Origin of the sequence: Pseudomonas sp. CCNWLW23, assembly GCF_037095675.1 — a bacterium.
Classification (GTDB): Bacteria; Pseudomonadota; Gammaproteobacteria; order Pseudomonadales; family Pseudomonadaceae; genus Aquipseudomonas; species Aquipseudomonas atacamensis.
In genome coordinates, this window is sequence record NZ_JBAWKM010000017.1 from 99,727 (window position 1) to 123,799 (window position 24,073).

Genomic DNA, 24,073 nt, shown 5'->3' on the forward strand with positions numbered 1-24,073 from the left:
CCTCAGGTCAGACCGTATCCACTTTCAACGAATGATCATTGAGCATGCCGCTGATGATCGTTGCCGTGTCATGCCCCCCAGCCACCATGCCGCCCGCCCCCGGTGTCACGCCGTAATGGCTGGCGAGGTTGACGCCGGCCAGGTCGATGGTCTGGTTCGGCGTGCCGCCGGCCATGGCGCTGACGTCGATGCTGGTCATCACCGAGGCGCCGCTGCCGCTGACGGTGAAGTGCAGATAGTCGTCCAGCGACGCGGTGCTGGCGTTTTCGCCTTGCAGCAGTTGCGACAGGTCGAGTTTGTCGGTGCCGGGGGTGAAGTCGGTGATCAGGTCGTGACCGCTGTTGCCCTTGAGCCATTGGAAGGTGTCAGCCCCTGCCCCGCCTGTCAGCGTATTGTTGCCCATGCCACCGATCAGCAAGTCATCGCCAGCGCCGCCATTGAGGAAGTCGTTGCCGAGGCCGCCGTTGATCACGTTGTTGTTGCCGTCGCCGGTGAGGCTGTCGTTGAAGTTCGAGCCGAGCAGGTTTTCGATGCCGGTCAAGGTGTCAGTACCGGCGCCGAGGGTGTTCTGCGCACCGAGCAGGCCGAGATTGACGGTGACGGCGGCCGTGGCGTGGGCGTAGCTGGCGGTGTCGCTGCCAGTGCCGCCGTCGAGCAGGTCGTTGCCGGCGCCGCTGTAGAGCAAATCGTTACCGCCGTCGCCGTGCATTTCGTTGTTGCCGGAGCCTGCGCTGAGCACGTCGTTGCCTTCGCCGGCGTTGATCACATTGTTGCCACTGTCCGCTACCAACACATCGTCGCCAGCAGTGCCGGTCAGGGTGTGGCCGTCCTGATAGCTGATGCTGACGTTGGCCGTGTCGCTGCCGCCGTGGTTGTCGTTGGCGGTGTAGGTGCCGTGGTAGTCCGGCGTGATGTCGTGGGCCCCCGCATAGTTGAGGGTCATGGTCAGTTGGTAGTTTTCCGCCGCGTTCGGGTTGCCGCCACCATTTCCAATGTTGGTGATGTGGATCTGGTAGACGCCGTCCGCCGAGGCGCTGAGAGTCTGGCCGTCCGCCAGCGCCATCCAGGCACCGCCGTTGAGCGAATACTCCATGCTGATCTTACCGGCACCCAGATTGTGATCCAGATTGAGGGTTTCGCCCTGACGTAGATTGACGGTGATGCGATATTCATCGTTGGCATTGCTGTTGCTCACCATGCCCAGATAACCGCTGACCACCAGCACGGCGGTCATGGTCGCGGCATTGGCGCTGAAGGCGCTGCGCACGTTGGCCAGGTTCTGGTTGGCCGCATTATTGTTCTGCCCAGTGAAACCGATCAGGCCGGTACCGGTGAAGTCCGCCGCTTTCGAAACCCAACCGGTGTTGAAGCTGGTTGGCGTGGCGTTGAGGGTGTCGCCGTTCGGATCGCTGTCATTGGCCAGCAGCAGCTCACCCGGCACCACGATGTTGCCCGAGAGCACGTTGGTGATGACGTGATCGTCCATCGCCACTGGCGGCGCGTTGGGGATCACTTTCACCGTCAGGGTGGAGCTGGCCAGATCGCCGTCGTTGTCGCTGACGGTGAAGCCGATGTTTTCGGTGATGACCACGGCGGTGGTTTTCTGCGAGGTGTAGCTGTATTCGCCGGTATCGAGGTTGACCACCAGCGTGCCGCTGTTGTTGGTGGCGATACTGACGCTGTTGTTGGCGGTATTGAAAGTGCCGTGGTTGGCGCCGCCGCTCGCGGTCAACGAACCCTGGCCACTGAGGGCTTTCGGATCGTAGGTGTAGGTGGTGCCGTCGACCACGATCGACTTGATGAAACCGCCATCGGCACCGAACGAGCCGCCCTCGCCCAGCAGCGAACCGGTGACCGGCGCGCCCTGCACGGTGCCGGAGAGCACCGAGTTGAGCTGGTTGAGATCGGTGACCACCACCGCATTGGTGTTGGTGTGGTTGATGCCGTCGTAGGCCAGCGGATCGAGGTTGGCGTTGCTCACGCCACTGCCCAGACCAATGGCGTAGTTCTTGATGTTGTTGGCGTCGAGGAAGTTTTTCAGCGCGGCCTCGTCAGCCGTGCCGATGTCGCCCTCGTTGGGCTTGCCGTCGGAGAAGAAGTAGCCGACGTTCTGTGCCCCGGTGAGTTTGCCGGAGGTGTCGAACGCGGTCTGCATCACCGCCACGGCGGCATCGTAGTTGGTGCCGCCGCCGGCGTTGAGGCCGGCGAGCAATGTCTTGGCAGTAGCGACATCGACCCACACCGTGGTGCGGTCGGCGGCATTGCTGCTGAACGTCACCAACTGCACTTTCACATCGCCCAGATCATCGTACTTGTCGAGCAAGGCGCCAATGGCCTGCTTGGCCAGTGCCAGCCGCGACAGGCCCGGCACGCCAGAGGGATCGGCCATGCTGCCGGAGATGTCGAGGACGATGAGGATGTTGGAATCAATCTCCACTGCGGTTACCGAGCGATCCGAGGCAACGGCTTTCGGTATGTCGTCGACGATGTTGACCACGAGGGTGCTGGTGGTGCTGTTGCCCAGCGCATCGGTGGCTTTGTAGGTGAACGTTTCGCTGAGGGTGTTCGGCCCGTCGTTGGCGCTCGGGGCGGTTTTCGGTGCCGACGTCAGCGTGTAGGTGTAGGTGCCATCAGCGTTGAGCAGCAGTTGCCCGTAGCTGCCGGTGGCGTTGCCGACCAGGGTGTACGTGATCGCGCCGCTGCCGCCACTGACCGAACCGACCAGCGTGCCGCTGGCGGTTTCGCCGGTGTTGCCCGGTTCGCTGCCGGTGACTGTGCCGGGGGCGAGATCCTGGCCATCCTTGTTCAGGTCGAGGGCTTTTTCGTAGACCGTGACATCCTGATCCACCGAGGCGACCAGTTTGCTGTCGGCGACATTGATGGTCAGCGTTGTGGTGCTTTCGTCGCCATCGCTGTCACGGATGGTGTAGGTGAACGTGTCGGTCGCGCCCGGCGGGCTCACCGAGTTCGGGTTGCTGTGGTAAACCGCGTTGCCCGCCGCGTCGAGGGTCAGGTAGCCGTAGTTGCCGTTGATGTTGCTGTTGAGCCCGCCGCTGGCTGACGTCGCGGTGTTGCTGCCGGCGCGCACGCCGACCACCGTGGCGGCGCCGTCGGCACCGCTGAGGTCATTGCCGAGCACACTGACATTGACCGTGCCGCCCTCCGCTACCGAGCCGGTATCGGCGTTGGCAGTCGGCAGATCGTCGACGATGTTGACGTTGATCTGACCGCTGGCGGTACTGCCATCGGTATCAGTGGCGATCACGTCGAAGCTCTCGCTGAGGCTGTTGGCACCGTTGGCGTTCGGATGGGCTTCGTTGTCGACCAGGGTGTAGCTGTAACTGACCACGCCGGAGGCCGGATCGTAACCGGTGATGGTGAAGGTGCTGCCCAGTGGCGAGACCACCGATTGCGGCAAACCGGCGGCGACGCCATTGCTGATCACCGCAATGCCGCCGACCGTGAGGGTTTGCAGGCCATCAAGCGCAGTCACGGTGAAGCTGCCGCTCTGGGTCAGCGCCGAAGTGTTGGGGCTGCTGCCGTCGCTGAGGTTTTTCTCGTAGACGGTGATTTCGCCGCCCTTCACATCGAGGCCGTCGAGGCACACCGGATCGTCGTTGTTATGGATGTTCAGCACCAGGTTGGCGGTGCTGGTGTCGCCGTCCGCGTCGGTGATGGTGTAGGCGAAGGTTTCCGTGCCGTTGCCGCCGCCGTGGAGGTTTTTGAAGTCGGCGTCATTGGCGTCCAGCGTGTAGGTGTAAGTGCCGTTGGCGTTGAGCACCAGCGTGCCGTAAGTGCCAGTGAAAGTACCGGCGGTTACCGGGCCGCTGGCGACGCGGTCGGCGCCCTGCACATCGTTATCGAGGACGTTGCCGGTCAGGGTCAACTGGTCTTCGGTCGCGTTGGTCGCGTTGCTGTCATTCAGTGCTTTCGGCACGTCATCGACGATGCTCACGACGATTGTGCTGGTGACGACGTTGCCGAGAGAGTCGGTCGCCTGATAGGTGAAGGTCTCGCTCAGGCTGTTGGCGCCGTCGTCAGCGTGCGGCGTAGTGGTAGCCGGCGAAGTCAGGGTGTAGGTGTAAGTGCCATTGGCGTTGAGGACGATCTGCCCGTAATTGCCGGTGGCGCTGCCGACCAGTGCATAACTGATCGCGCCGACCGCACCGGTGACCGAGCCGACCAGGGTGCCGGAAGCGGTTTCGCCAGTGCTGTTCGGATCGCTGCCGACCACACTGCCCGCTGCCAGATCCTGGCCATCCTTGTTCAGGTCGAGGGCTTTTTCGTAGACGGTGACGTCAGTGTCGCTGACCGCTTTCAGGCAGCTGTTATAGACGTCGATGGTGATCGTCGTGGTGCTTTCATCACCGTCGGCATCGCGCACGGTGTAGGTGAACACATCCACCGCACCCGGACCGTTCACCGCGTTGGGATTGCTGTGATAAACGGCGTTGCCGTTGGCATCAAGCGTGAGGTAGCCGTAGGTGCCGTTGATCTGCGAATTGAGTCCGCCGATGGCCGAAGTCGAGGTGTCGGCACCGGCACGCACGCCGACCACTGCGCCGGTAATCGCCGGGCCATCCGCGCCGCCGACATCGTTGTTGAGTACGTTGCCGCTGACGGTGCCACCCTCCGCCACCGAAGCCGCGTCCGCATGCGCGGTGGGCAAATCATCGACGATATTGACGTTGATCTGGCCGCTGGCGGTACTGCCATCAGTGTCCGTCGCGACGACGTCGAAGTTCTCAGTGAGGCTGTTGGCGCCGTTGGCGGTTGGATGGGCTTCGTTGTCGGCCAGGGTGTAGCTGAAGCTGACCACGCCGGTCGCCGGGTCATAACCGCTGATGGTCAAGGTGCTGCCCAGCGGGGTGACGATTGATTGCGGGAAGCCTGCGGCCGCGCCATTGGTGATCACGGCAATGCCACCGACTGTGAGGGTCTGCAGACCATCGAGAGCGCTGACGGTGAAAGTGCCGTTCTGGGTCAGCGCCGGGGTGTTGGGGCTGGTGCCGTCGCTGAGGTTTTTTTCGTAGACGGTAAGTTCGCCGCCGTTGACGTCGAGGCCATTGAGCAGCACCGGATCGTCATTGTTGTGGATATTCAGTACGAGATTGGCAGTGCTGGTATCGCCGTCGGCATCGGTGATGGTGTAGGCGAAGGTTTCGGTGCCGTTACCGCCGCCGGTCAAGGCTTTGAAGTCGGCATCGCTGGTATTCAGCGTGTAGGTGTAAGTGCCGTCGGCGTTCAGAACCAAAGTTCCGAACGTGCCAGTGAAAGTGCCGGGCGTGACTGGACCCGTTGGGACGCGGTCGGCGCCTTGCACGTCGTTGGTCAGGACGTTGCCGGTCAGGGTCAGTTGGCTTTCCGAGGCGGTACCGTTGCTGTCGTCGTTGGCTTTCGGCAGGTCATCGACGATGTTCACGTCGAGGGTACCGGTGGCGGTGGTGCCGTTGTCATCGACTACCGTGACCGCGAACTGCTCAGGCAGATTATTCGCGCCGTTGGCGTTCGGATGCGTTTCGTTGTCAGCCAGGGTGTAGCTGTAACTGACCACGCCGGTTGCAGCGTTGAACCCGGTAATGGTCAGCGTGCTGCCCAGTGGCGTGGTGATCGATTGCGGGAAGCCTGCGGCAACGCCATTGGTCACCACGGCGATGCCGCCGACGGTCAGCGTGGTGACGCCGTCCAGTGCAGTGATGGTGAACGTGCCGTTCTGCGTCAGCGCGCCAGTGTCCGGGGCGCTGCCGTCGCCGAGATTTTTCTCGTAAACCGTCAACTCGCCACCGGCGACGTTCAGGCCGTCGATGGTGACTGGATCGTCGTTGTTGTGGATCTGCAGAACCAGATTGGCAGTGCTGCTATCGCCGTCGGCGTCAGTGATGGTGTAGGCGAACGTTTCGGTGCCGTTGCCGCCGCCGGTCAAGGCTTTGAAATCGGCATCGCTGGTGTTCAGGGTGTAGGTGTAGGTGCCGTCGGCGTTTAGAACCAAGGTGCCGTAGGTACCGGTGAATGTACCGGCAGTGACTGGACCGGTGGGTACGCGGTCGGCACCTTGCACGTCGTTGGTCAGGACGTTGCCGGTCAGGGTCAGTTGGCTTTCTGACGCGGTACCGTTGCTGTCGTCGATAGCTTTCGGCAGGTCATCGACGATGTTCACGTCGAGGGTGCCGGTGGCGGTGGTGCCGTTGTCATCGACCACCGTGACTGCGAACTGCTCAGGCAGATTATTCGCGCCGTTGGCGTTCGGATGCGCTTCGTTGTCGGCCAGGGTGTAGCTGTAACTGACCACGCCGGTTGCAGCGTTGAACCCGGTAATGGTCAGCGTGCTGCCCAGTGGCGTGGTGATCGATTGCGGGAAGCCTGCGGCAACGCCATTGGTCACCACGGCGATGCCGCCGACGGTCAGCGTGGTGACGCCGTCCAGTGCAGTGATGGTGAACATGCCGTTTTGCGTCAGCGCGCCAGTGTCCGGAGCGCTGCCGTCGCTGAGGTTTTTTTCGTAGATCGTCAACTCGCCACCGGCGACGTTCAGGCCGTCGATGATTACCGGATCGTCGTTGTTGTGAATCTGCAGAACCAGATTGGCAGTGCTGGTATCGCCGTCGGCATCAGTGATGGTGTAGGCGAAGGTCTCTGTGCCGTTGCCACCGCCGGTCAAGGCTTTGAAATCGGCATCGCTGGTATTGAGCGTGTAGGTGTAGGTGCCGTCGGCGTTCAGCACCAACGTGCCGTAAGTACCGGTGAAAGTACCCGGCGTGACCGGTCCGGTGGGTACGCGGTCAGCACCTTGTATGTCGTTGGTGAGGACGTTGCCGGTCAGGGTCAGCAAGGTTTCCGAGGCAATGCCGTTGGCGTCGTCAAACGCTTTGGGCACGTCGTCGGTGATATTCACGTCCAGCGTGCCAGTGGCGCTGTCGCCATTGCTGTCGGTGGCGATCACGGTGAACTGTTCGCTGAGATTGTTCACGCCGTCGCCGGCCGCGTGGGTTTCGTTGCCGTTGAGGGTGTAGCTGTAGCTGACCGTGCCGGTCGCCGCGTTGTAACCGGTGATGGTCAGGGTGTTGCCCAGTTGCGTGGTGATCGACTGGGGAAAGCCGATCGGCACGCCGCCAACAATCACGTTGATGCCGCCGATGCTCAGGCTGTTCAAACCATCCGCTGCCGAGACCGTGAAGCTGCCACTTTGCGTCAGCGCGCCTGGATTGGCCGCTGTACCGTCAGGCAGATTGGCTTCATTGAGGTTGAGTTCGCCATCCGCCCCATTGAGGCCGTTGAGGATGACCGGGTTGTTCACTGGTGGCGCTGGCACCACGACCGGCGCTGGCGTGTCGTCGCCATTGTCGATGTCCGCGTCGCGACGATACTCGGGAAATTCGGGAATACCGTTGAAGCCAGCGGTGGGGAAACCAATGATCGGATCGACTCGGCCGCCGACTTCGGTGAGCAGAACGAAACTGTGCCCGCCGCCCAGTTCACCGGTGTTGCCGGTGGGCGCGTTGGGGCCGGCAGCGGTGGCTTCGGCGGTTTTGCTCGGGTCTTCACCGGCGGCGATGGCTTGCTGGATTTGCTCGACATCGGTCAGTTGCGCCTGGCTTGGGGTCTGCGCTTCGTCGACGTTCACCGGCACAGCCTGGTCGGCCAGCAATTGCCCGGTCATGGTGATGCTGCTGCCGCGGCCGAGGGTCAATTCCTCGCCGTTTTGCAGTTTCACTGCCACCGCGCCTTCCGCGCCGGTGATCAGTTGATCGCCAGCGTACAAACGATCGCCTTCGAACAGCGGACGCTTGATGCCGTCGCTCGCCTGAGCGAACACCTGACCAATGACTTTTGTGACCGTACCGATGAGCGTTGCCATGTGAAATCCTCCGCTGCCGACCACCGTCGGCACTGGTTCGCGAAGCAGCCCATGGCTCAATCGGGTTGCCGTGGGCGACGCTCGCACCCTCGACAGTTCGTTTCGCAGGCCCGGTTTGAGGTGAATTGTCAGCGCTATCAAGCACTTGCCAACCCTGTTCAATCCATCGACCCACTAGCGCTACGTAACGGTGGTGAATCACCCGAGTGACAAAAATCTGTCGCTCATTCCCCGCTACGCGTCCCTCCCCTTCAGCAGTACTTCGCAGTGTCTCGCAAAGTGAATGGAACTTTCCTCAAGCCTTTTCGAGCTCCCTAAAGCGCATAAAACAAAGGCTTTCGAGCTGAACAATGTGCTGCTTTTGAAAAACCGCATAAGTTTTTTTTGGAATAAACCTTATGAAAATTTTTTCTTAGCTACGCTCTAGGATGTTCTTAGCTCTGTTGTTACAAGAGTGAAACGCTTACACCCTAAATTTACGTCAAATATTTGGCGACGGTAACACAACATTGAGATCCAGGGAGATGCACCCATGCGCGTTTTAACCCCCCTCTGCAGCGCGGTTTTGCTGGCCATGGCTTGCACTTCCCAAGCCCAGGCGATGAACCTCACCGAGGCGATTCAAAGCACCATCGCCACCCACCCGGAGCTGGCTTCGCGCGTGGACGCCCGCCTGTCTGCGGATGAGCAGGTGAAAGTGGCCAAGGGCGGGTTTTATCCGTCGGTCGATCTGAACGCTGCCTACGGGCGCGGCTACAGCGACAACACCAACACTCGCGCCTTCGGTAATCACAACACCGAAATCCTCAATTACACCCAGTCGGAGCTGCGCTTGCGGCAGATGATCTTCGACGGCTTCAACACCGCCAACGAGGTCGAGCGCACCAAGGGCGTGTCCAACTCGCGCGCCTACTACGCGCAAGGCACCGCGCAGGATCTGGCCCTGCGCACCATCGAGGTCTACCTCGAAGTGCTCAAGCGTCGGGAACTGGTGACGCTGGCGAAGAACAACCTGCAGGCGCACTTGCGCGTAAACGATCAGATCGGCCTGCGCACGGAGCGCGGCATCGGCAGCACCGCCGACTCCGATCAATCGGTTGCCCGTCGTGCACTGGCGCAGAACAACCTCGACACCGCCGAAGTCGATCTGGCCGACGCCGAATCGAATTTCTACAGCGTGGTCGGACGCATGCCCGATGAGCTGGAAACCCCGGCCTCGACTCGCGGTGAGATGCCGCCGGACCTGCGTGAAGCGCAGCAGAGCATGGTCGACAACAACCCGTACCTGAAATCGGCCCAGGCTGACGTGCAGTCCGCCGAGAGCCAGTACGAAGTGGCCAAGTCGCCGTTCTACCCGCGCTTCGACGCGGAAGCGGCAGTGGGCGCGAACAACAACGTGCAGGGCGACGAAGGCCACGACAACGAATGGCGTGTCGGTGTGGTGATGAACTACAACCTGTTCCGTGGCGGCAGCGACAAGGCACGTCTGGCCGCGAATGCCCACGACATCAACCAGGCGATGGACATCCGCAACAACGCCCTGCGTCAGCTCAACGAGAACATTCGCCTGGCCTGGAACGCCATGGAGAACGCCAAGAAGCAGACGCCGACCGCTCGCGAATACGCCGAAACCACCAAACGCGTGCGCGCCGCTTATCAGGACCAGTTCGGCCTCGGCCAACGCACCCTGCTCGACCTGCTCGACAGCGAAAACGAGCTGTACAACGCCAACCGTCGCTACACCGAAATCCGCTACACCGAGGAATACTCGATGTACCGCGTGCTGGCGAACATGGGCCAGTTGCTGAGCAAGCAACGCGTGGTGCTGCCGGCTGATGCGATTGCCACGACCGAAGTGAAAAACCAGGCGCGCCTGCCCGAGTTGAAATAGATCCTGCAGGACCTGCCGAAGGCTGCGATCTCTGATCGTTCCCACGCTCTGCGTGGGAATGCAGCCCGTGACGCTCCGCGTCACTGGACGCAAAGCGTCCCTAGAGGCATTCCCACGCAGAGCGTGGGAACGATCCGATAACCGAGCCCGTTCAACAGAGGCAATCACTATGACCAGCATGGAACCCGGCGCCACCGGGGTCGATCCGCGCCTGAGCTTCGACGACCCGTTACTCGACGGTCTGCTGATCCTCTGCAAACTGCATGGCGCCACGGTCAGTCGTGCCAGCCTGAGCGCCGGGCTGCCTCTGAACAAACAACGCCTGAGCCTCGATCTGCTGCCCCGTGCAGCCGCGCGGGCCGGATTACAGGCGCGCTTGTTGCGCCGTGAATTGAAAGACATTTCACCGCTGAACCTGCCGATCCTGCTGCTGCTCAACGACGGCCGCACTGCCGTGCTGCGGCGCTTTGGCGAGGACGGCAAAGCCCTGCTGCTGCCCAGCGAAGCCGACGGCGGCGAGCAATGGGTCAGCCGCGAAGAACTCAACGAGCACTACAGCGGCCAGGCCTTGTTCGCCCGTCCGCGCCACGAACTCGAAGACCTGCGCGCGCCGCTGGTGCCACGGGTAAACGCGTGGTTTCGCGACACTCTCAAACTGTCGAAATGGCTGTACAGCGATGCGATTCTCGCCAGTTTTCTGATCAACCTGCTCGGCCTGATGGTGCCGCTGTTCGTCATGCAGACCTACGATCGCGTGGTGCCCAATCAGGCGACCTCGACGCTGTGGGTGCTGTCGATCGGTTTGCTGATCGGCACCGGTTTTGAATTGGTGCTGCGCGTGGTGCGTGCGCACCTGCTCGACACCGCCGGCAAGAAAACCGATGTGATCCTCTCGGCAACGTTGTTCGAGCGCATCACCGGCATGTCGATGAAAGCGCGGCCGGCGACCATCGGCGGCTTTGCCCAGAGCATTCACGACTTTCAGGGCCTGCGTGAGTTTCTCACCGCCGTGACCCTGACCAGCCTGATCGACTTGCCCTTCGTGGTGTTGATGCTGGTAGTGATCGGCCTGCTCGGCGGCTGGCTGGTGGTGATTCCGCTGCTGGCGTTTCCGATCACCATCATCTTCGCCATGGCGATTCAGGTGCGCCTGCGTGACACCGTGCAGAAAAGCCTGAGCCTCGGCGCCGAGCGTCAGGCAGTGCTGATCGAAACCCTTGGCGGTCTGGAAACCCTCAAGGCCTGCGGCGCCGAAAGCGAGCGTCAGCACAAATGGGAAAGCACCCACGGCGCCCTCACCCGCCTCGACAGCCATGCGCGCAACCTGTCGGCGCTGGCCACCAACGGCACGCTGTTCATCCAGCAGTTTTCCGGGATGGCGACGATTGTTGCCGGGGTCTACAGCATCATTGCCGGCAACCTCAGTGTCGGCGCGCTGGTTGCCACCTACATGCTTGGCAGTCGTGTGCTCGCCCCGCTCGGGCAGATCGCCGGGCTGATCACCCGCTACCAGCAAGCGCAACTGACCATGAAAAGCACCGACGCGCTGATGGCCCTGCCGCAGGAACGCGACGGCAAACAACGGCCACTGGAACGCACGCAGCTGCAAGGAGCACTGGACGTCAGCGGCGTGACATTCCACTACAACGGCCAAAATGCGCCGGCGCTGAGCGAGGTCAGCTTCAGCCTGAAAGCCGGCGAGCGGGTCGGCATCATCGGCCGCAGCGGTTCCGGCAAAAGTACGTTGGCGCGATTGGTGATGGGTTTCTACGAAGCGGAACAAGGCCAGTTACTGCTCGACGGCCTCGACCTGCGCCAACTGGACGTGGCTGACCTGCGCCAGCAGATCGGTTATGTCGCCCACGACCTGCCGCTGCTGGCCGGCAGCCTGCGCGACAACCTGACCCTGGGCGCGCGTTACATCAGCGATTCACGCATGCTCGAAGTCGCCGAACTGACTGGCGTCACCGAGCTGGCCCGACAACACCCGCAAGGCTTCGACCGACCGGTGGGCGAACGCGGACAGCTGCTATCCGGCGGCCAACGCCAGGCGGTGTTGCTGGCGCGCGCGTTACTGCTCGATCCGCCGATCATGCTGCTCGACGAACCCACCAGCGCCATGGACAACAGCAGTGAAGATGCGCTGCGGCAGAAACTGCATGGCTGGGTGCAAGGCAAAACCCTGCTGCTGGTGACTCACCGCACCTCAATGCTGAGCCTGGTGGACCGGTTGCTGGTGCTGGACAACGGCCGGGTCGTCGCTGACGGCCCGAAGGAAGCAGTCATCGAAGCGCTGCGCAAGGGCCGTGTCGGCTCGGCGGCGGTCTAGGAGTTACGCCATGCCTGCTTCCTCCGATAGCAACAAGCGCGGCTACTTCGACAGCTTCGGCAAAAGCGCCGAAGCCGAGTTCATGCCGGAAACCGCCGGCGCAGCATTGCAGGATTCGCCGCGCAAATCGCGGATCACCGTGTGGCTGGCGGCAGCGCTGCTGATCGCCGCCCTGGTCTGGGCCAAATTCGCCGTGCTCGAAGAAGTGACCATGGGCGAAGGCAAGGCGATCCCGTCGAGCAAAGTCCAGGTGATCCAGAATCTCGAGGGCGGCATTGTCACCGAGATATTCGTTCGCGAAGGCCAGATGGTCGGCAAGGGCGACACCCTGCTGCGTCTGGATGACACGCGCTTTCGCTCGAACAAGGGCGAGAGCGAGGCCGACCGTTACGCGCTGACCGCACAGGTTGAACGGCTGTCAGCGGAGGCCGAGGGACGCCCCTTCAAACTCTCCGCCGAAGTGATCGCCAAGGCGCCGCAAGTCGCCGAGGACGAACGCTCGCTGTACGAGCAACGCCAACGCCGACTGGCCAGCGAGCAGCGCACCCTCAGCGAACAGCTGCGGCAGAAAACCCAGGAACTGGCGGAGTTTCGCTCCAAGCAAGGCCAGTTCAGTTCCAGCCTGGCGTTGCTGCAGCAAGAGATGAACATGTCCGAACCGCTGGTCAAAACCGGCGCGGTGTCACCGGTGGAAATCCTCCGCCTCAGGCGCAGCGCGGTGGAGATCCGTGGTTCGCTGAACGCCACCACGCTAGCTATTCCCCGGGCCGAATCGGCCATCGCCGAGATCCGCAGCAAGATCGACGAATCCGAGCAGACCTTCCGTTCCGAGGCCGCCAAAGAGCTGAATGAGAAACGCACCGACCTGTCGAAAATCACCGCGTCGAGCATCGCCATCGACGATCGCGTCAGCCGCACTACGGTGACGTCGCCGGTACGCGGGGTGATCAAGCAGATGAAGGTCAACACCATCGGCGGCGTGGTCCAGCCGGGCAGCGACATGGTCGAAATCGTGCCGCTGGAAGACAACCTGCTGATCGAAGCCAAGGTCCGCCCGCAAGACGTCGCGTTCCTGCATCCGGGCCAGAAAGCCATGGTCAAGTTCAGTGCCTACGACTACACGATTTACGGCGGGCTGAGCGCCAAGCTCGAACTGATCGGCGCCGATACGATCACCGATGACAAGGGCAACAGCTTCTATCTGATTCAGGTGCGCACCGACAAGAATCACTTGGGCGGCGACGTGAAACCACTGCTGATCATCCCGGGGATGGTAGCGACGGTGGACATTATTACCGGTGAGAAAAGCGTCTTGGATTACCTGCTCAAACCGGTGTTGAAAGCGCGGACCGAGGCGATGCGTGAGCGTTAGCCAATGATCGTTCCCACGCTCCGCGTGGGAATGCCGCCCGGGACGCTCCGCGTCCCTTCACGACGTTGACGCAGAGCGTCACTGGATGCATTCCCACGCAGAGCGTGGGAACGATCATCTGTCGCCATGGTTACGCTGGAAAACCTCCTCCCCCATCGCCGCAATCTGCCCTTCGATCAGCGCTTCAAACGGCTGGAGCAACGGCGCAAACGTCGTCGGCGCTTCGAGGGTTTCCAGCGCCTGCACGATCGCCTCGATCGTCGATAGCGCCCCCGGCCCCGGTGCCTTGCGCAAGCGATAGCGCGACACGCCGCCCTCGGTCAGGGTCACCCGTGGCAGTGCTGCCAGCAGCGGATTGAGGTGCAACATCTTGCGCGCCTTGCGCCAGGTGCCGTCCGGGACGACCAGCAAAATTGGCTGATCATTCGGTGCGTAAGCCTGCAGCGGCTGCGCATCCTCAGCCGGGAACAACAAGCGCGCGTGATAGCCCGGCCGGTTCAACAGTTTCGGCAAATCTTCGAATACCTCGCCGACAATCAGCTCGGCATTGCTCAGCCCCAGCGCCGCCAGCCGCGCGGTATTGAGCGCGTGACTGACCTCGCTCGGATGCTGCAGCAGCAATACTCGGGTGCGGCTATCGAGGTGCGGAATCAATGGGCACAGGCAATGGGTCTGGGGGCGCAGGCAGCGCGGGCATTGGGCTCGGGACATGATGGGTTACGCCTGATTCAATTGCGCTTTGAGCAAATCGCGGAAAGTCTGGATCAGCGGCTCGCGGCTGCGGCCCCTGCGCATGATCATCGAAAACGGCGCCTGATAACCGAAGGTCGCCGGCAGCAGAACGCGCAGATCGCCCTTGTCGGCCCAGGCCTGCGCGTAGTGTTCCGGCAGGTAACCGATGTAGGCGCCGGAGAGCACCAGAATCAGCTGCGCTTCCATACTTTCCACGGTCGCGGCGCTGTGTTTGAAACCGTGCCGGGCCAGTTCCGCCTGACTCCAGTAACCGCGCCCGACCATCCGTTGCTGAGTGATGACCTGCTCGGGAATGCGCCGCTCGTTGAACAGTGGATGGCGACTGCTGCAATACAGCCAGTGCTGCTCGCGGTACAGCGGCATGTAGACCAGACCGCTCATGCGCGTGGAAAACGCACCGATGGCCAGATCGAGGCGATTGTCCTGCACGCCGAGCTGCAATTCATAAGGACTCATCACCGACAGGTGCAAATGCACCGCCGGGTGTTCCTGGCTGTAGGCGCCGATGGCTTCGGCGAACGGCAGGGCCTTGTCGCTGACCGTGGAATCGATCACCCCGAGATTGAGCGTGCCGCGCAGTTCGCCCTTGAGCGCGGCGGCGTATTGCTCGAAGCCTTCAAGCTCGGCGAGCAGGCGCAGGGTTTCCTGATGGAACAGCTCGCCCTTGCTGGTCAGGCTGAAGCCACCGCGCCCGCGATGGCACAGCACCAGACCGAGCGCGGCTTCGAGCTGGCTCATGTAAGTGCTGATCGCCGAGGTCGACAGGTTGAGTTCCTGCTGTGCATTGGCAAAACCCTGATGACGCACGACGCTGACGAAGATGCGCAGGAGTTTCAGGTCGGGTAAAGCGTTGGCCATGTCTACTCCGGGCTTTGCAACTATGTGTCTGTGGGAAAAGCCCCTCACCCCAGCCCTCTCCCCGAGGGAGAGGGAGCTGATCTCCATGGCTTTCAAATCCTGAGTTCAACTCGATTTTTCAGGTCGATGCAGATTCCGCCAAAAACTCGGTCGGCCCCCTCTCCCTTGGGAGAGGGCTGGGGTGAGGGCAACAATCTTCAGCCCTACACTTCATTCGAACCCACCAAAGTCTAATCCCACCTCTCCCATTAGTTTAGAAAAATCTGAACTAAGTTTTTGCCCGTAGCGATTCTTTCCCGTCACTACATTTCGCATGATCGGCCCCACAGCGGCGTCCGAACCTGTGCTCAACGGCGCGCCGGCATAAATAAAACAAAGACGATGAGGCCCTACCCGTGGACAAGATTCTTCACCAACCACTGGGCGGCAATGAAATGCCGCGCTTCGGCGGCATCGCCACCATGCTCCGACTTCCCCATGTACCGACCGCTGCCGGCCTCGACGCTGCCTTCGTTGGCGTGCCGCTGGACATCGGCACTTCGCTGCGCCCCGGCACGCGCTTCGGGCCGCGCGATATCCGCACCGAATCGGTGATGATCCGCCCGTACAACATGGCCACCGGTGCCGCGCCGTTCGACTCGCTGTCGGTGGCCGACATCGGTGACGTGGCGATCAATACCTTCAATCTGCTCGACGCCGTGCGCATCATCGAAGAAGCCTACGACAACATCCTCGAGCACAACGTTATCCCGATGACGCTGGGTGGCGACCACACCATCACCCTGCCGATCCTGCGCGCGATTCATAAAAAGCACGGCAAGGTTGGCCTGGTGCACATCGATGCGCACGCTGACGTCAACGATCACATGTTCGGCGAGAAGATCGCTCACGGCACCACGTTTCGTCGTGCCGTCGAAGAAGGTCTGCTCGATTGCGACCGCGTGGTGCAGATCGGTTTGCGTGCCCAGGGTTACACCGCCGACGACTTCAACTGGAGCCGCGATCAGGGCTTCCGCGTGGTGCAGGCCGAAGAGTGCTGGCACAAGTCGCTGGCGCCGCTGATGGCGGAAGTGCGCGAGAAAGTCGGTGGCGGTCCGGTATATCTGAGTTTCGATATCGATGGCATTGACCCGGCCTGGGCGCCCGGCACCGGCACCCCGGAAATCGGCGGCCTGACCACCATTCAGGCGATTGAAATCGTCCGTGGCTGCCAGGGCCTCGACCTGATCGGTTGCGATCTGGTAGAAGTCTCGCCCGCTTATGACACCACCGGCAACACCTCGCTGCTGGCCGCCAACCTGCTGTACGAAATGCTCTGCGTACTGCCTGGCGTGGTTCATCGCTGAGGGTCGGGTCATGCACGCACGTGATCAGGTTCTGCATGCGGCCGCCGAGTTGGTCGCCGCGTTTGCCCGTAATGATCGCGAAGCCTACTTCGGTGCGTTCAGCGCCGATGCCAGCTTCGTTTTCTACACCCTCGACCAGCCATTGCTGTCGCGCGATGCCTATCAGGCGTTGTGGGACCGCTGGCGTGCCGAGGATGGATTCGAGGTGCTGTCGTGCACCTCGAGCAACGCCTTTGTCAGCCTGCAGGGTGACGTGGCGATTTTCATCCATGACGTGGCCACCGAGCTGCGCATGCAAGGGGAGCAACACTTCAGCCAGGAGCGCGAGACGATTGTTTTCAGAAGACAAGCGTCGAGCCTAGAACAACAAGGCCTATGGCTGGCCTGTCACGAACATTTGTCCGCAATGCCGGAAGGGCTGCCACCCCCTTAGCCAATGGTGACGCTCACGCACGATGAGCGCGCCTGATGATCGGAGCAGATCATGAATAACAACAACAACGAAAAAAGCCTTAGCAGCATCGAAACAAACGGGGTCGAACAGATCCCGGATCATGAGCGCGACGCCGGACCCAGCGACTTGTTTCGCTTGATCTTCGGCGGCGCCAATACGTTTGCCACCGCTGTGCTCGGCAGTTTCCCGGTGCTGTTCGGCCTGTCGTTTCAGGCGGGTGTCTGGGCGATTGTGCTGGGTGTGGTGGTCGGTGCGCTGATCCTCGCGCCGATGGGCCTGTTCGGCCCGCTCAACGGCACCAACAACGCCGTGTCTTCCGGTGCGCACTTCGGCGTGCACGGGCGGATTGTCGGTTCGTTCCTGTCGTTGCTGACGGCAATCGCGTTCTTCTCGCTGTCAGTGTGGAGCTCGGGTGATGCGCTGGTCGGCGGTGCCAAACGCCTCGTCGATCTGCCGGAAACCGACCTGACCCTGGGCCTGGCCTACGGCCTGTTCGCGCTGCTGGTGCTGACCGTGTGCATCTACGGTTTCCGCATCATGCTGTGGGTCAACCGCATCGCCGTGTGGACCGCGAGCCTGTTGTTCCTGCTCGGTATCTTCGCCTTCGCCCCCGCTTTCGACAGCCAGTACGCCGGCAGCGTGGCGCTGGGTCAGGCCGGGTTCTGGGCGGCATTCATCGGCGCGGCGCTGGTGGCGATGAGCAACCCGATTTCCTTCGGTGCGTTCCTCGGCGACTGGTCGCGCTACATCCCGCGTGAGACGCCGAAGGGCCGGATCATGCTGGCGGTGATCGCCGCGCAACTGGCGACGTTGATTCCTTTCCTGTTCGGCCTCGCCACCGCCACTATCGTCGCGATCAAGGCGCCGAACTACATCGCCGCGAACAACTATGTCGGCGGCTTGCTGGCCGTCTCGCCGAGCTGGTTCTTCCTGCCGGTGTGCCTGATTGCGGTGATCGGTGGCATGTCCACCGGCACCACGTCGCTGTATGGCACCGGGCTGGACATGTCCAGCGTGTTCCCGCGCGTGCTGTCCCGGGTCAAGGCGACCTTGCTGATCGGCGTGCTGTCGATCGCCTTCATCTTCATCGGCCGTTTTGCGGCGAACCTGGTGCAGAGCGTGTCGACCTTCGCCGTGCTGATCATCACCTGCACCACCCCGTGGATGGTGATCATGATCATCGGTCTGCTGGTGCGGCGCGGCTTCTACTGCCCGGATGACCTGCAAGTGTTCACTCGCGGCGAACAGGGCGGACGCTACTGGTTCAACCACGGCTGGAACTGGCGCGGTCTGGGGGCGTGGATTCCGAGTGCGCTGGTCGGCCTGTGCTTCGTCAACCTGCCGGGGCAGTTCGTCGGCCCGCTGGGCGAACTGGCCGGTGGCATCGACATCAGCTTGCCGGTGACATTGGGCCTGGCGTCGGTGGTGTATCTGACGCTGCTGCGCCTGTTCCCCGAACCTCGGGAGGTGTTCGGGCCAACGGATGTGCGCAGTGAAGCCGCAATAAAACCTCAACTGCGTCAGGCCGCCTGACACGAATCCCCGGTTGGAGCGAGCCTGCTCGCGAAGACTTCAGCACATCCAACATTGGTGTGACTGACAGACCGCCTTCGCGAGCAGGCTCGCTCCCACAGGAAGCCTTGCAGACCCCATTTGCTTGACCATAAAAAAGACAATCGGAGACACGCCATCATGGCTTTGGATTTATTCGTCGTACTCATTTATGCCGCTGCGATGCTGATTCTCGGCTACTACGGCATGCGCAAGGCCAAGACCCACGAAGACTATCTGGTTGCCGGGCGTAATCTGGGGCCGTCGCTGTACATGGGCACCATGGCAGCAACCGTACTCGGCGGCGCGTCCACCGTCGGCACGGTCCGTCTGGGCTACGTGCATGGCATTTCCGGTTTCTGGCTGTGCGCGGCACTGGGCTGCGGCATCGTCGCGCTGAACCTGTTTCTCGCCAAGCCCTTGCTGAAACTCAAGGTATTCACCGTCACCCAGGTCCTGGAGAAGCGCTACAACCCGATGGCGCGCACCGCCAGTGCGACGATCATGCTCGCTTACGCGCTGATGATCGGCGTGACCTCGATTCTGGCGATCGGCACCGTGCTGCAAGTGTTGTTCGGTCTGCCCTTCTGGATTTCCGTACTGCTGGGCGGCGGTATAGTGGTGACTTATTCAACGATCGGCGGCATGTGGTCGCTGACCTTGACGGACATCGTCCAGTTCGGCATTCAGACGGTTGGCCTGATGTTCGTGTTGTTGCCGATCTGCCTGTACCGCGTAGGCGGCTGGGATCAATTGGTCGCGCAACTGCCGGCGGCCAGCTTCAACTTCACCAGCATCGGCTGGGACACGATCATCACCTACTTCATGATCTATTTCTTCGGCATCCTGATCGGCCAGGACATCTGGCAGCGGGTGTTCACGGCAAAAAGCGAAAAAGTCGCCAAATACGCCGGCACCTCGGCCGGGATCTACTGCATCATTTACGGCCTGGTCTGCGCCTTGATCGGCATGGCTGCGCATGTGCTGATTCCGGATCTGGACAACGTCAACAACGCCTTTGCCGCCATCGTCAAAGTCTCGCTGCCTGACGGCATCCGTGGTCTGGTGATCGCTGCTGCACTGGCGGCGATGATGTCCACCGCCAGCGCCGGCCTGCTCGCCGCGTCCACCACCCTGACCGAAGACCTGCTGCCGAAACTGCGCGGCGGCAAACAGTCCAACGTCGCGGTCAGCCGTCTGTTTACGCTGCTGACGGGGATCGCGGTGCTGGGCATTGCTCTGGTCGTCAACGACGTGATCAGCGCGCTGACTCTGGCTTACAACCTCTTGGTCGGCGGCATGCTGATTCCGCTGATGGGCGCGATTTTCTGGAAGCGTGCGACTACTGCCGGGGCGATCAGCGCGATGACGCTGGGCTTTATCACGGCGCTGGTGTTCATGGTCAAGGACGGCATGGACGCGAACTCGCCGATCTATTACAGCCTGGGTGTCAGCCTGGTGAGCTTTGTACTGGTCAGCCTGTTCTCGCCGCGCCCGGCGACCGTGGCAACGGCGGTGTGAATCGACTGTAACGAGGTGATGTTTTCTTCAGCGGGTGTGGCGTCGGTGGCCACACCCGTTTTTTTCGCTTGGCGAAAAGCAAAAGATCGCAGCCTTCGGCAGCTCCTACACTTTGTAGAAACTGCCGACGGCTGCGATCTTGAAATCTCTGATCGCAGGTATTAACGGCGACGTGGCTGGCGTCGGCGCTGTTCGTCGTCCGTGCGAATCGGTACCGGTTGCAGAGGCGGTTCGATCAAACCGAGGGCAACTCCCAAATCGTGCAGCCAGTTCTGGATTTTCTCTTTCATCGTCATGCCCCCTTCAGGGTGGTGCTGAGCGGCCGGAATTCTGAGGCCGCTTCGCACTGATAATAGTCCGAAGTCCTACGTAATGCTCGGCCAAATCCGCAATGATCTGTTACTGAATTGAACAGAATCCGGTGTGTTTGGTTCACGCTGTTTCACGGACTTCATGCAAAGCCACGGGATAGACCGCTTGCTGCACGTCGATCCAGGCATTCAGGTTGGCCCCGGCCATACCCTTGCGCCACATGAGCCACGTTGTCGCACCCGCGAACGGCTCGGCCAACGGATGCACGGCGACGCTTTCGCGACCCGGCAGGCTGGCGAGCATCGACTCGGCCATCAACGCCACACCGCTGCCGGCAATCACACAGGCGAGCATGCCCTGATACGACTCGATCTCCATCGGCCGGCCCATCGCCGCGTGGTAGTGAGAGAACCACGCTTCCAGACGCATGCGATAGGAACAGCCCTGACGGAAGGTGAATACCGAACGCCCTTCCACGTCGCGCGCGCTGTGCACCGGTGGATGGTCGATTTCAGTGATCAGCACCAGCCGCTCCTCGCACAACGGCACGCCATCGAGCCCGGCCAGCTCCAACGGTCCGTCGACCAACGCCGCGTCGAGGCGGCCGGTGAGCAACCCTTCGAGCAATTCCCCGGTCGGTGCCGATTGCACCTGCAAATTCACCATCGGGTATTGCTTGTGATACCGCGCCAGCAGCGCCGGCAGATGGATCGCCGCCGTGCTGTACATGGTGCCCAGCACGAAATCCCCGGCCGGTTGCCCGCCCATCACCGCCGCACTGGCCTGATCGCGCAGAGCGAAGAGTTTGCCGGTGTAGTCGAGCAAAACCTTGCCCGCCGGCGACAGCTGCAAGCGCTGCCGTTCGCGGACGAACAGCTCAACGCCCAGTTGCTCCTCAAGCTGTCTCAGCCGCGTCGACAGATTCGACGGCACACGATGCAAACGCTCGGCGGCGCGGGTGATCGAGCCTTCCTCGGCGACCGCTTGGAATATCCGCAGTTGGCTGAACTCCACTGCTTTCTCCTTAACAGAACAAGTTACTCACTATTATTCAATTTTAAAGAAAGTCAATCGATCCTAGCCTGACGGTCATTGCTGCTTTGAAGGAAGCCCGACCATGTCGCCGCTGATACGTTTATCCGCCTGTTTCGTTGCCCTGATGATGGCCATGGGCATTGGCCGTTTCGCCCTGACACCTCAGATGCCGCACCTGCTCAGCGAAGGGCAGATCGATCTCACCGCCGCCGGGCTGATCGCGGCGGCCAACTACTTCGGCTATCTGCTCGGTGCCGTGGATGCGATGTTCGCCCAGCGGCCGCAGCAGGTGCAGCGTCGCCTGCATGGCGGGCTATGGCTGTGCGTGCTGCTGACACTGGCGTCGTTCTGGGCCAACGGTTTCTGGTCGCACTTGCTGTTGCGCTTTGGTACCGGGGTGGCGAGTGCCTGGGTGCTGGTGATGATTACTTCACTCAGTCAGCCGCTGGCGGCGGCAGCGGGTCGCCCGCGCTGGGGTGCTCTGGTTTTTGCCGGGCCGGGTCTGGGGATTTTTCTCACAGGCTTGCTGGCGCTGGTCTCACACCGCTTGCAGCAGACATCGGCGACGCTGTGGCTGATTTACGCGGCCGCCGCGTTGCTGATGATGCTCGGCGTCTGGCGGTTGTTACCGCAGCCCACGGGGGTAGCGAGGCCAGCGACAACCCATGTGAACCCAGCGAATCGCGGCATTGCCCGGCTGGCGCTGGTGTATGCGCTGTACGGCATCGGCTACATCATTCCGGCAACGTTCCTGTCGCAGATGGCCAACGCGCAGTTTCACGGCCAGTGGCAGGCGGATCTGTTCTGGCCGTGCTTTGGCCTCGGCGCGGCAATCGGTGTGTGGTTGGTGAGTCTGCGCCGACATGATCCCGAAACCACGCGGCACTGGCTGATGGCGACGTTGTGGCTGCAAGCGGCCGGAGTGTTCGCCTGTCTGCTGGGCAGCGGCGTCGGCCTGGCGTTGGGGGTGATCCTCTGCGGCACGCCGTTTCTGGCCTGCATGCAACTGGTCATGCAGCGTTCGCGAGAGCTGGCGCCCCACGACACTCAGCGCAACGCCGGGATGCTCACGGCGTGCTTCGCTGTCGGCCAACTGAGCGGCCCGCTGCTGGCGGCGCTGAGCAGCCATTTCAGCGGCGGCTTGCAGCCGGCGCTGCTGATCGCCGGTGCCGGCTTGTTGCTGGCCGGCGCGCTGGCGATGCAGGCCAGGGCTACTGGCCCAGCGCCTTGCGCAAACGCCGACGCAGCCACTGTTCGGCGCTGACGAAAGTGATGCCGAGCAGCACCAGCACGGCGCCGATGACGAAGTTCAGGCTCAACTGTTCGCCGAGCAGCAGCACGCCGAAGGTCACGCCGAACAACGGCGTCATGAACGAGAACACCGCAAGGTTGGCCGCCAGATAACGGCGCAGCAGCCAGAACCACACCAGGTAGCTGAAGAACGACACCACCAGCCCTTGGAACAGCACACTGGCCACCGCCACGGTAGTCAGGCTGACGTGGGTGATCTGGCCGCTGAACAACGCGATCAACAGCAGACCGATGAAACCGACCATCAGCTGATAAAACAGGGTCAATGTCACCGGCGCTTCCGACAGTCGCGAGGCGCGCACCACCACGGTGGTCGCGCCCCAACAGGCGCCGGCCAATACGCCGAAGGCATCGCCCAGCAGCATGCGCCGATCAAGGTTGTCCCACGACACACCACCGGCGAAGGCAATCGCGATGCCGATGAACGCCAGCAGAATCCCCAGCCATTGCAACGGGCGCAACCGCTCGCTGGCCAGCAGGAAATGCACGCCGAGTGCGGTGAAGATCGGCGCGGTATACAAGAACACCGACATATGCGCGGCGGTGGTCAGTTGCAGGCCTTCGGCGATGAACAGGAACTCCAGACCAAACAGCGCACCGGCCAGCAAGCCGCCGCGCCAGGTGCTGCCGACCTGATCCCAACCGCCCTTCCAGCAGATCAGCAAACCGACCAGCAAGGCAGAAATCCCCGAGCGCCCCGCCGCTTGCATCACCGGCGCGATATCCGTTGCCGCCCACTTGATCAGGACTTGCTGCACACCCCAGATCAGGCACAGGCCGATCATCACTTGCAGGGCAAAACCGTCGGCATTGCGCCGCTCGGCACTCACCGCATCACCTCGAACACACACAACATGGCAGGCCATCCATTGGTCAGAAAACAGTGTCGAGGATTATCAATCAGTCGCGCGGAAAAAACCGTCTGGAAAAGACATTAAGTTGGTCAGTGGCGTCAGCGCCGAATGGTTGACGGCTGCGCCGTCATTCGTGAGCAGGCTCGCTCCCACAGAGGGTTCGGTGAACACGTGGGAGCGAGCCTGCTCGCGAAGAGGCCAGCACTGCCAACACAACTGCCGGATCAGCTCAGGCAAACCGCTTCGCCACCAAATAGCCCACCGTGCAAGCAACTGCAGTCGCCACTGTCCCCCACGCCCAGTCCATCAAACTCACCTGCACCGACCAGTCGCGCAAGGTCGCCCAATTGGTCAGGTCATAAGTGCCGTAGGCCACCAGCCCCAACAGCGCACCCAGCTTCGCCGCCCTCTGCCAGCTCAGCGCCGGCCACACCACGAACACCACGCAGCCAATAACGTACAGGCAATAAAAAACCGCTGCGGGCAACAGCAGCGGTTTTTCCAGCATCAGCGAACCGAGCAGTTCGCGATAGGTCGGCGCCATCAGCAGCCCGAGCCAGATGCCATCGAGCAGCAGAAACGTCAGCAGCGTTGCGACGTAAGCGATCAGCGCCTTTTTCATTGATCCAAC

Annotated in this window: 15 protein-coding genes; 8 read left to right on the forward strand and 7 right to left on the reverse strand. The window is 61.9% G+C overall.

Annotation, left to right across the window (positions count from 1 at the left end; genetic code table 11):
* Nucleotides 1–7: 7 nt before the first annotated feature.
* Complete coding sequence (locus V8J63_RS20510; protein ID WP_336464559.1) at nt 8–7,855, reverse strand: retention module-containing protein; 7,848 nt, start codon at nt 7,853–7,855, stop codon at nt 8–10.
* A gap of 532 nt (nt 7,856–8,387) precedes the next feature.
* Here V8J63_RS20510 and V8J63_RS20515 point away from each other — a divergent pair.
* The 3 genes from V8J63_RS20515 (at nt 8,388) to V8J63_RS20525 (ending at nt 13,447) form a co-directional block, all read left to right on the forward strand.
* Nucleotides 8,388–9,746 carry a TolC family outer membrane protein gene (locus tag V8J63_RS20515; RefSeq protein WP_016771146.1) on the forward strand — a complete coding sequence of 453 codons (1,359 nt, stop codon included), beginning with the start codon at nt 8,388–8,390 and terminating at the stop codon, nt 9,744–9,746.
* Nucleotides 9,747–9,915: 169 nt separating this feature from the next.
* A complete protein-coding gene (locus V8J63_RS20520; protein WP_197892134.1) occupies nt 9,916–12,075 on the forward strand; it encodes a type I secretion system permease/ATPase in 2,160 nt (719 codons plus the stop codon).
* Nucleotides 12,076–12,085: 10 nt separating this feature from the next.
* The gene (locus tag V8J63_RS20525; RefSeq protein WP_039761043.1) at nt 12,086–13,447 is read left to right on the forward strand and encodes an HlyD family type I secretion periplasmic adaptor subunit; all 1,362 of its coding nucleotides are present in this window, start codon (nt 12,086–12,088) and stop codon (nt 13,445–13,447) included.
* Between the two features lie 114 nt (nt 13,448–13,561).
* Here the strand turns inward: V8J63_RS20525 and V8J63_RS20530 are convergent, their stop codons facing one another.
* Together V8J63_RS20530 and V8J63_RS20535 are read right to left on the reverse strand one after the other, a co-directional pair.
* Complete coding sequence (locus V8J63_RS20530) at nt 13,562–14,158, reverse strand: tRNA-uridine aminocarboxypropyltransferase (RefSeq protein WP_130926726.1); 597 nt, start codon at nt 14,156–14,158, stop codon at nt 13,562–13,564.
* 6 nt (nt 14,159–14,164) lie between these two features.
* The gene (locus V8J63_RS20535) at nt 14,165–15,058 is read right to left on the reverse strand and encodes a LysR family transcriptional regulator (RefSeq protein WP_007956593.1); all 894 of its coding nucleotides are present in this window, start codon (nt 15,056–15,058) and stop codon (nt 14,165–14,167) included.
* Nucleotides 15,059–15,453: 395 nt separating this feature from the next.
* On the opposite strand from V8J63_RS20535, the gene speB reads away from it, so the two are divergent.
* From speB to V8J63_RS20555, 4 genes are all read left to right on the forward strand, one after another.
* Nucleotides 15,454–16,404 carry an agmatinase gene (gene speB, locus V8J63_RS20540; RefSeq protein ID WP_003222717.1) on the forward strand — a complete coding sequence of 317 codons (951 nt, stop codon included), beginning with the start codon at nt 15,454–15,456 and terminating at the stop codon, nt 16,402–16,404.
* A gap of 10 nt (nt 16,405–16,414) precedes the next feature.
* Complete coding sequence (locus tag V8J63_RS20545; RefSeq protein WP_122505894.1) at nt 16,415–16,837, forward strand: YybH family protein; 423 nt, start codon at nt 16,415–16,417, stop codon at nt 16,835–16,837.
* A 51-nt stretch (nt 16,838–16,888) separates the two neighbouring features.
* Nucleotides 16,889–18,391: a purine-cytosine permease family protein gene (locus V8J63_RS20550; RefSeq protein WP_336464560.1), complete on the forward strand. Its 1,503-nt coding sequence runs from the start codon at nt 16,889–16,891 to the stop codon at nt 18,389–18,391.
* Between the two features lie 159 nt (nt 18,392–18,550).
* Nucleotides 18,551–19,930 carry a sodium:solute symporter gene (locus tag V8J63_RS20555; protein ID WP_110601986.1) on the forward strand — a complete coding sequence of 460 codons (1,380 nt, stop codon included), beginning with the start codon at nt 18,551–18,553 and terminating at the stop codon, nt 19,928–19,930.
* A gap of 161 nt (nt 19,931–20,091) precedes the next feature.
* Here the strand turns inward: V8J63_RS20555 and V8J63_RS20560 are convergent, their stop codons facing one another.
* Together V8J63_RS20560 and ptrR are read right to left on the reverse strand one after the other, a co-directional pair.
* On the reverse strand, nt 20,092–20,220 hold the full coding sequence (locus V8J63_RS20560) for a PA1414 family protein (RefSeq protein WP_003184145.1): 129 nt from the start codon (nt 20,218–20,220) through the stop codon (nt 20,092–20,094).
* 142 nt (nt 20,221–20,362) lie between these two features.
* The gene (gene ptrR / locus V8J63_RS20565) at nt 20,363–21,256 is read right to left on the reverse strand and encodes a putrescine utilization regulator PtrR (RefSeq protein ID WP_336464561.1); all 894 of its coding nucleotides are present in this window, start codon (nt 21,254–21,256) and stop codon (nt 20,363–20,365) included.
* A 103-nt stretch (nt 21,257–21,359) separates the two neighbouring features.
* Here ptrR and V8J63_RS20570 point away from each other — a divergent pair, with 103 nt between their 5' ends.
* Complete coding sequence (locus V8J63_RS20570; RefSeq protein WP_016771154.1) at nt 21,360–22,541, forward strand: MFS transporter; 1,182 nt, start codon at nt 21,360–21,362, stop codon at nt 22,539–22,541.
* Here V8J63_RS20570 and V8J63_RS20575 read toward each other — a convergent pair.
* Both V8J63_RS20575 and V8J63_RS20580 read right to left on the reverse strand, forming a co-directional pair.
* Nucleotides 22,489–23,418 carry a DMT family transporter gene (locus V8J63_RS20575; protein ID WP_016771155.1) on the reverse strand — a complete coding sequence of 310 codons (930 nt, stop codon included), beginning with the start codon at nt 23,416–23,418 and terminating at the stop codon, nt 22,489–22,491. The genes V8J63_RS20570 and V8J63_RS20575 overlap by 53 nt on opposite strands.
* 253 nt (nt 23,419–23,671) lie before the next feature.
* Complete coding sequence (locus V8J63_RS20580) at nt 23,672–24,064, reverse strand: DUF2177 family protein (RefSeq protein WP_336464562.1); 393 nt, start codon at nt 24,062–24,064, stop codon at nt 23,672–23,674.
* Between the last annotated feature and the right edge of the window lie 9 nt (nt 24,065–24,073).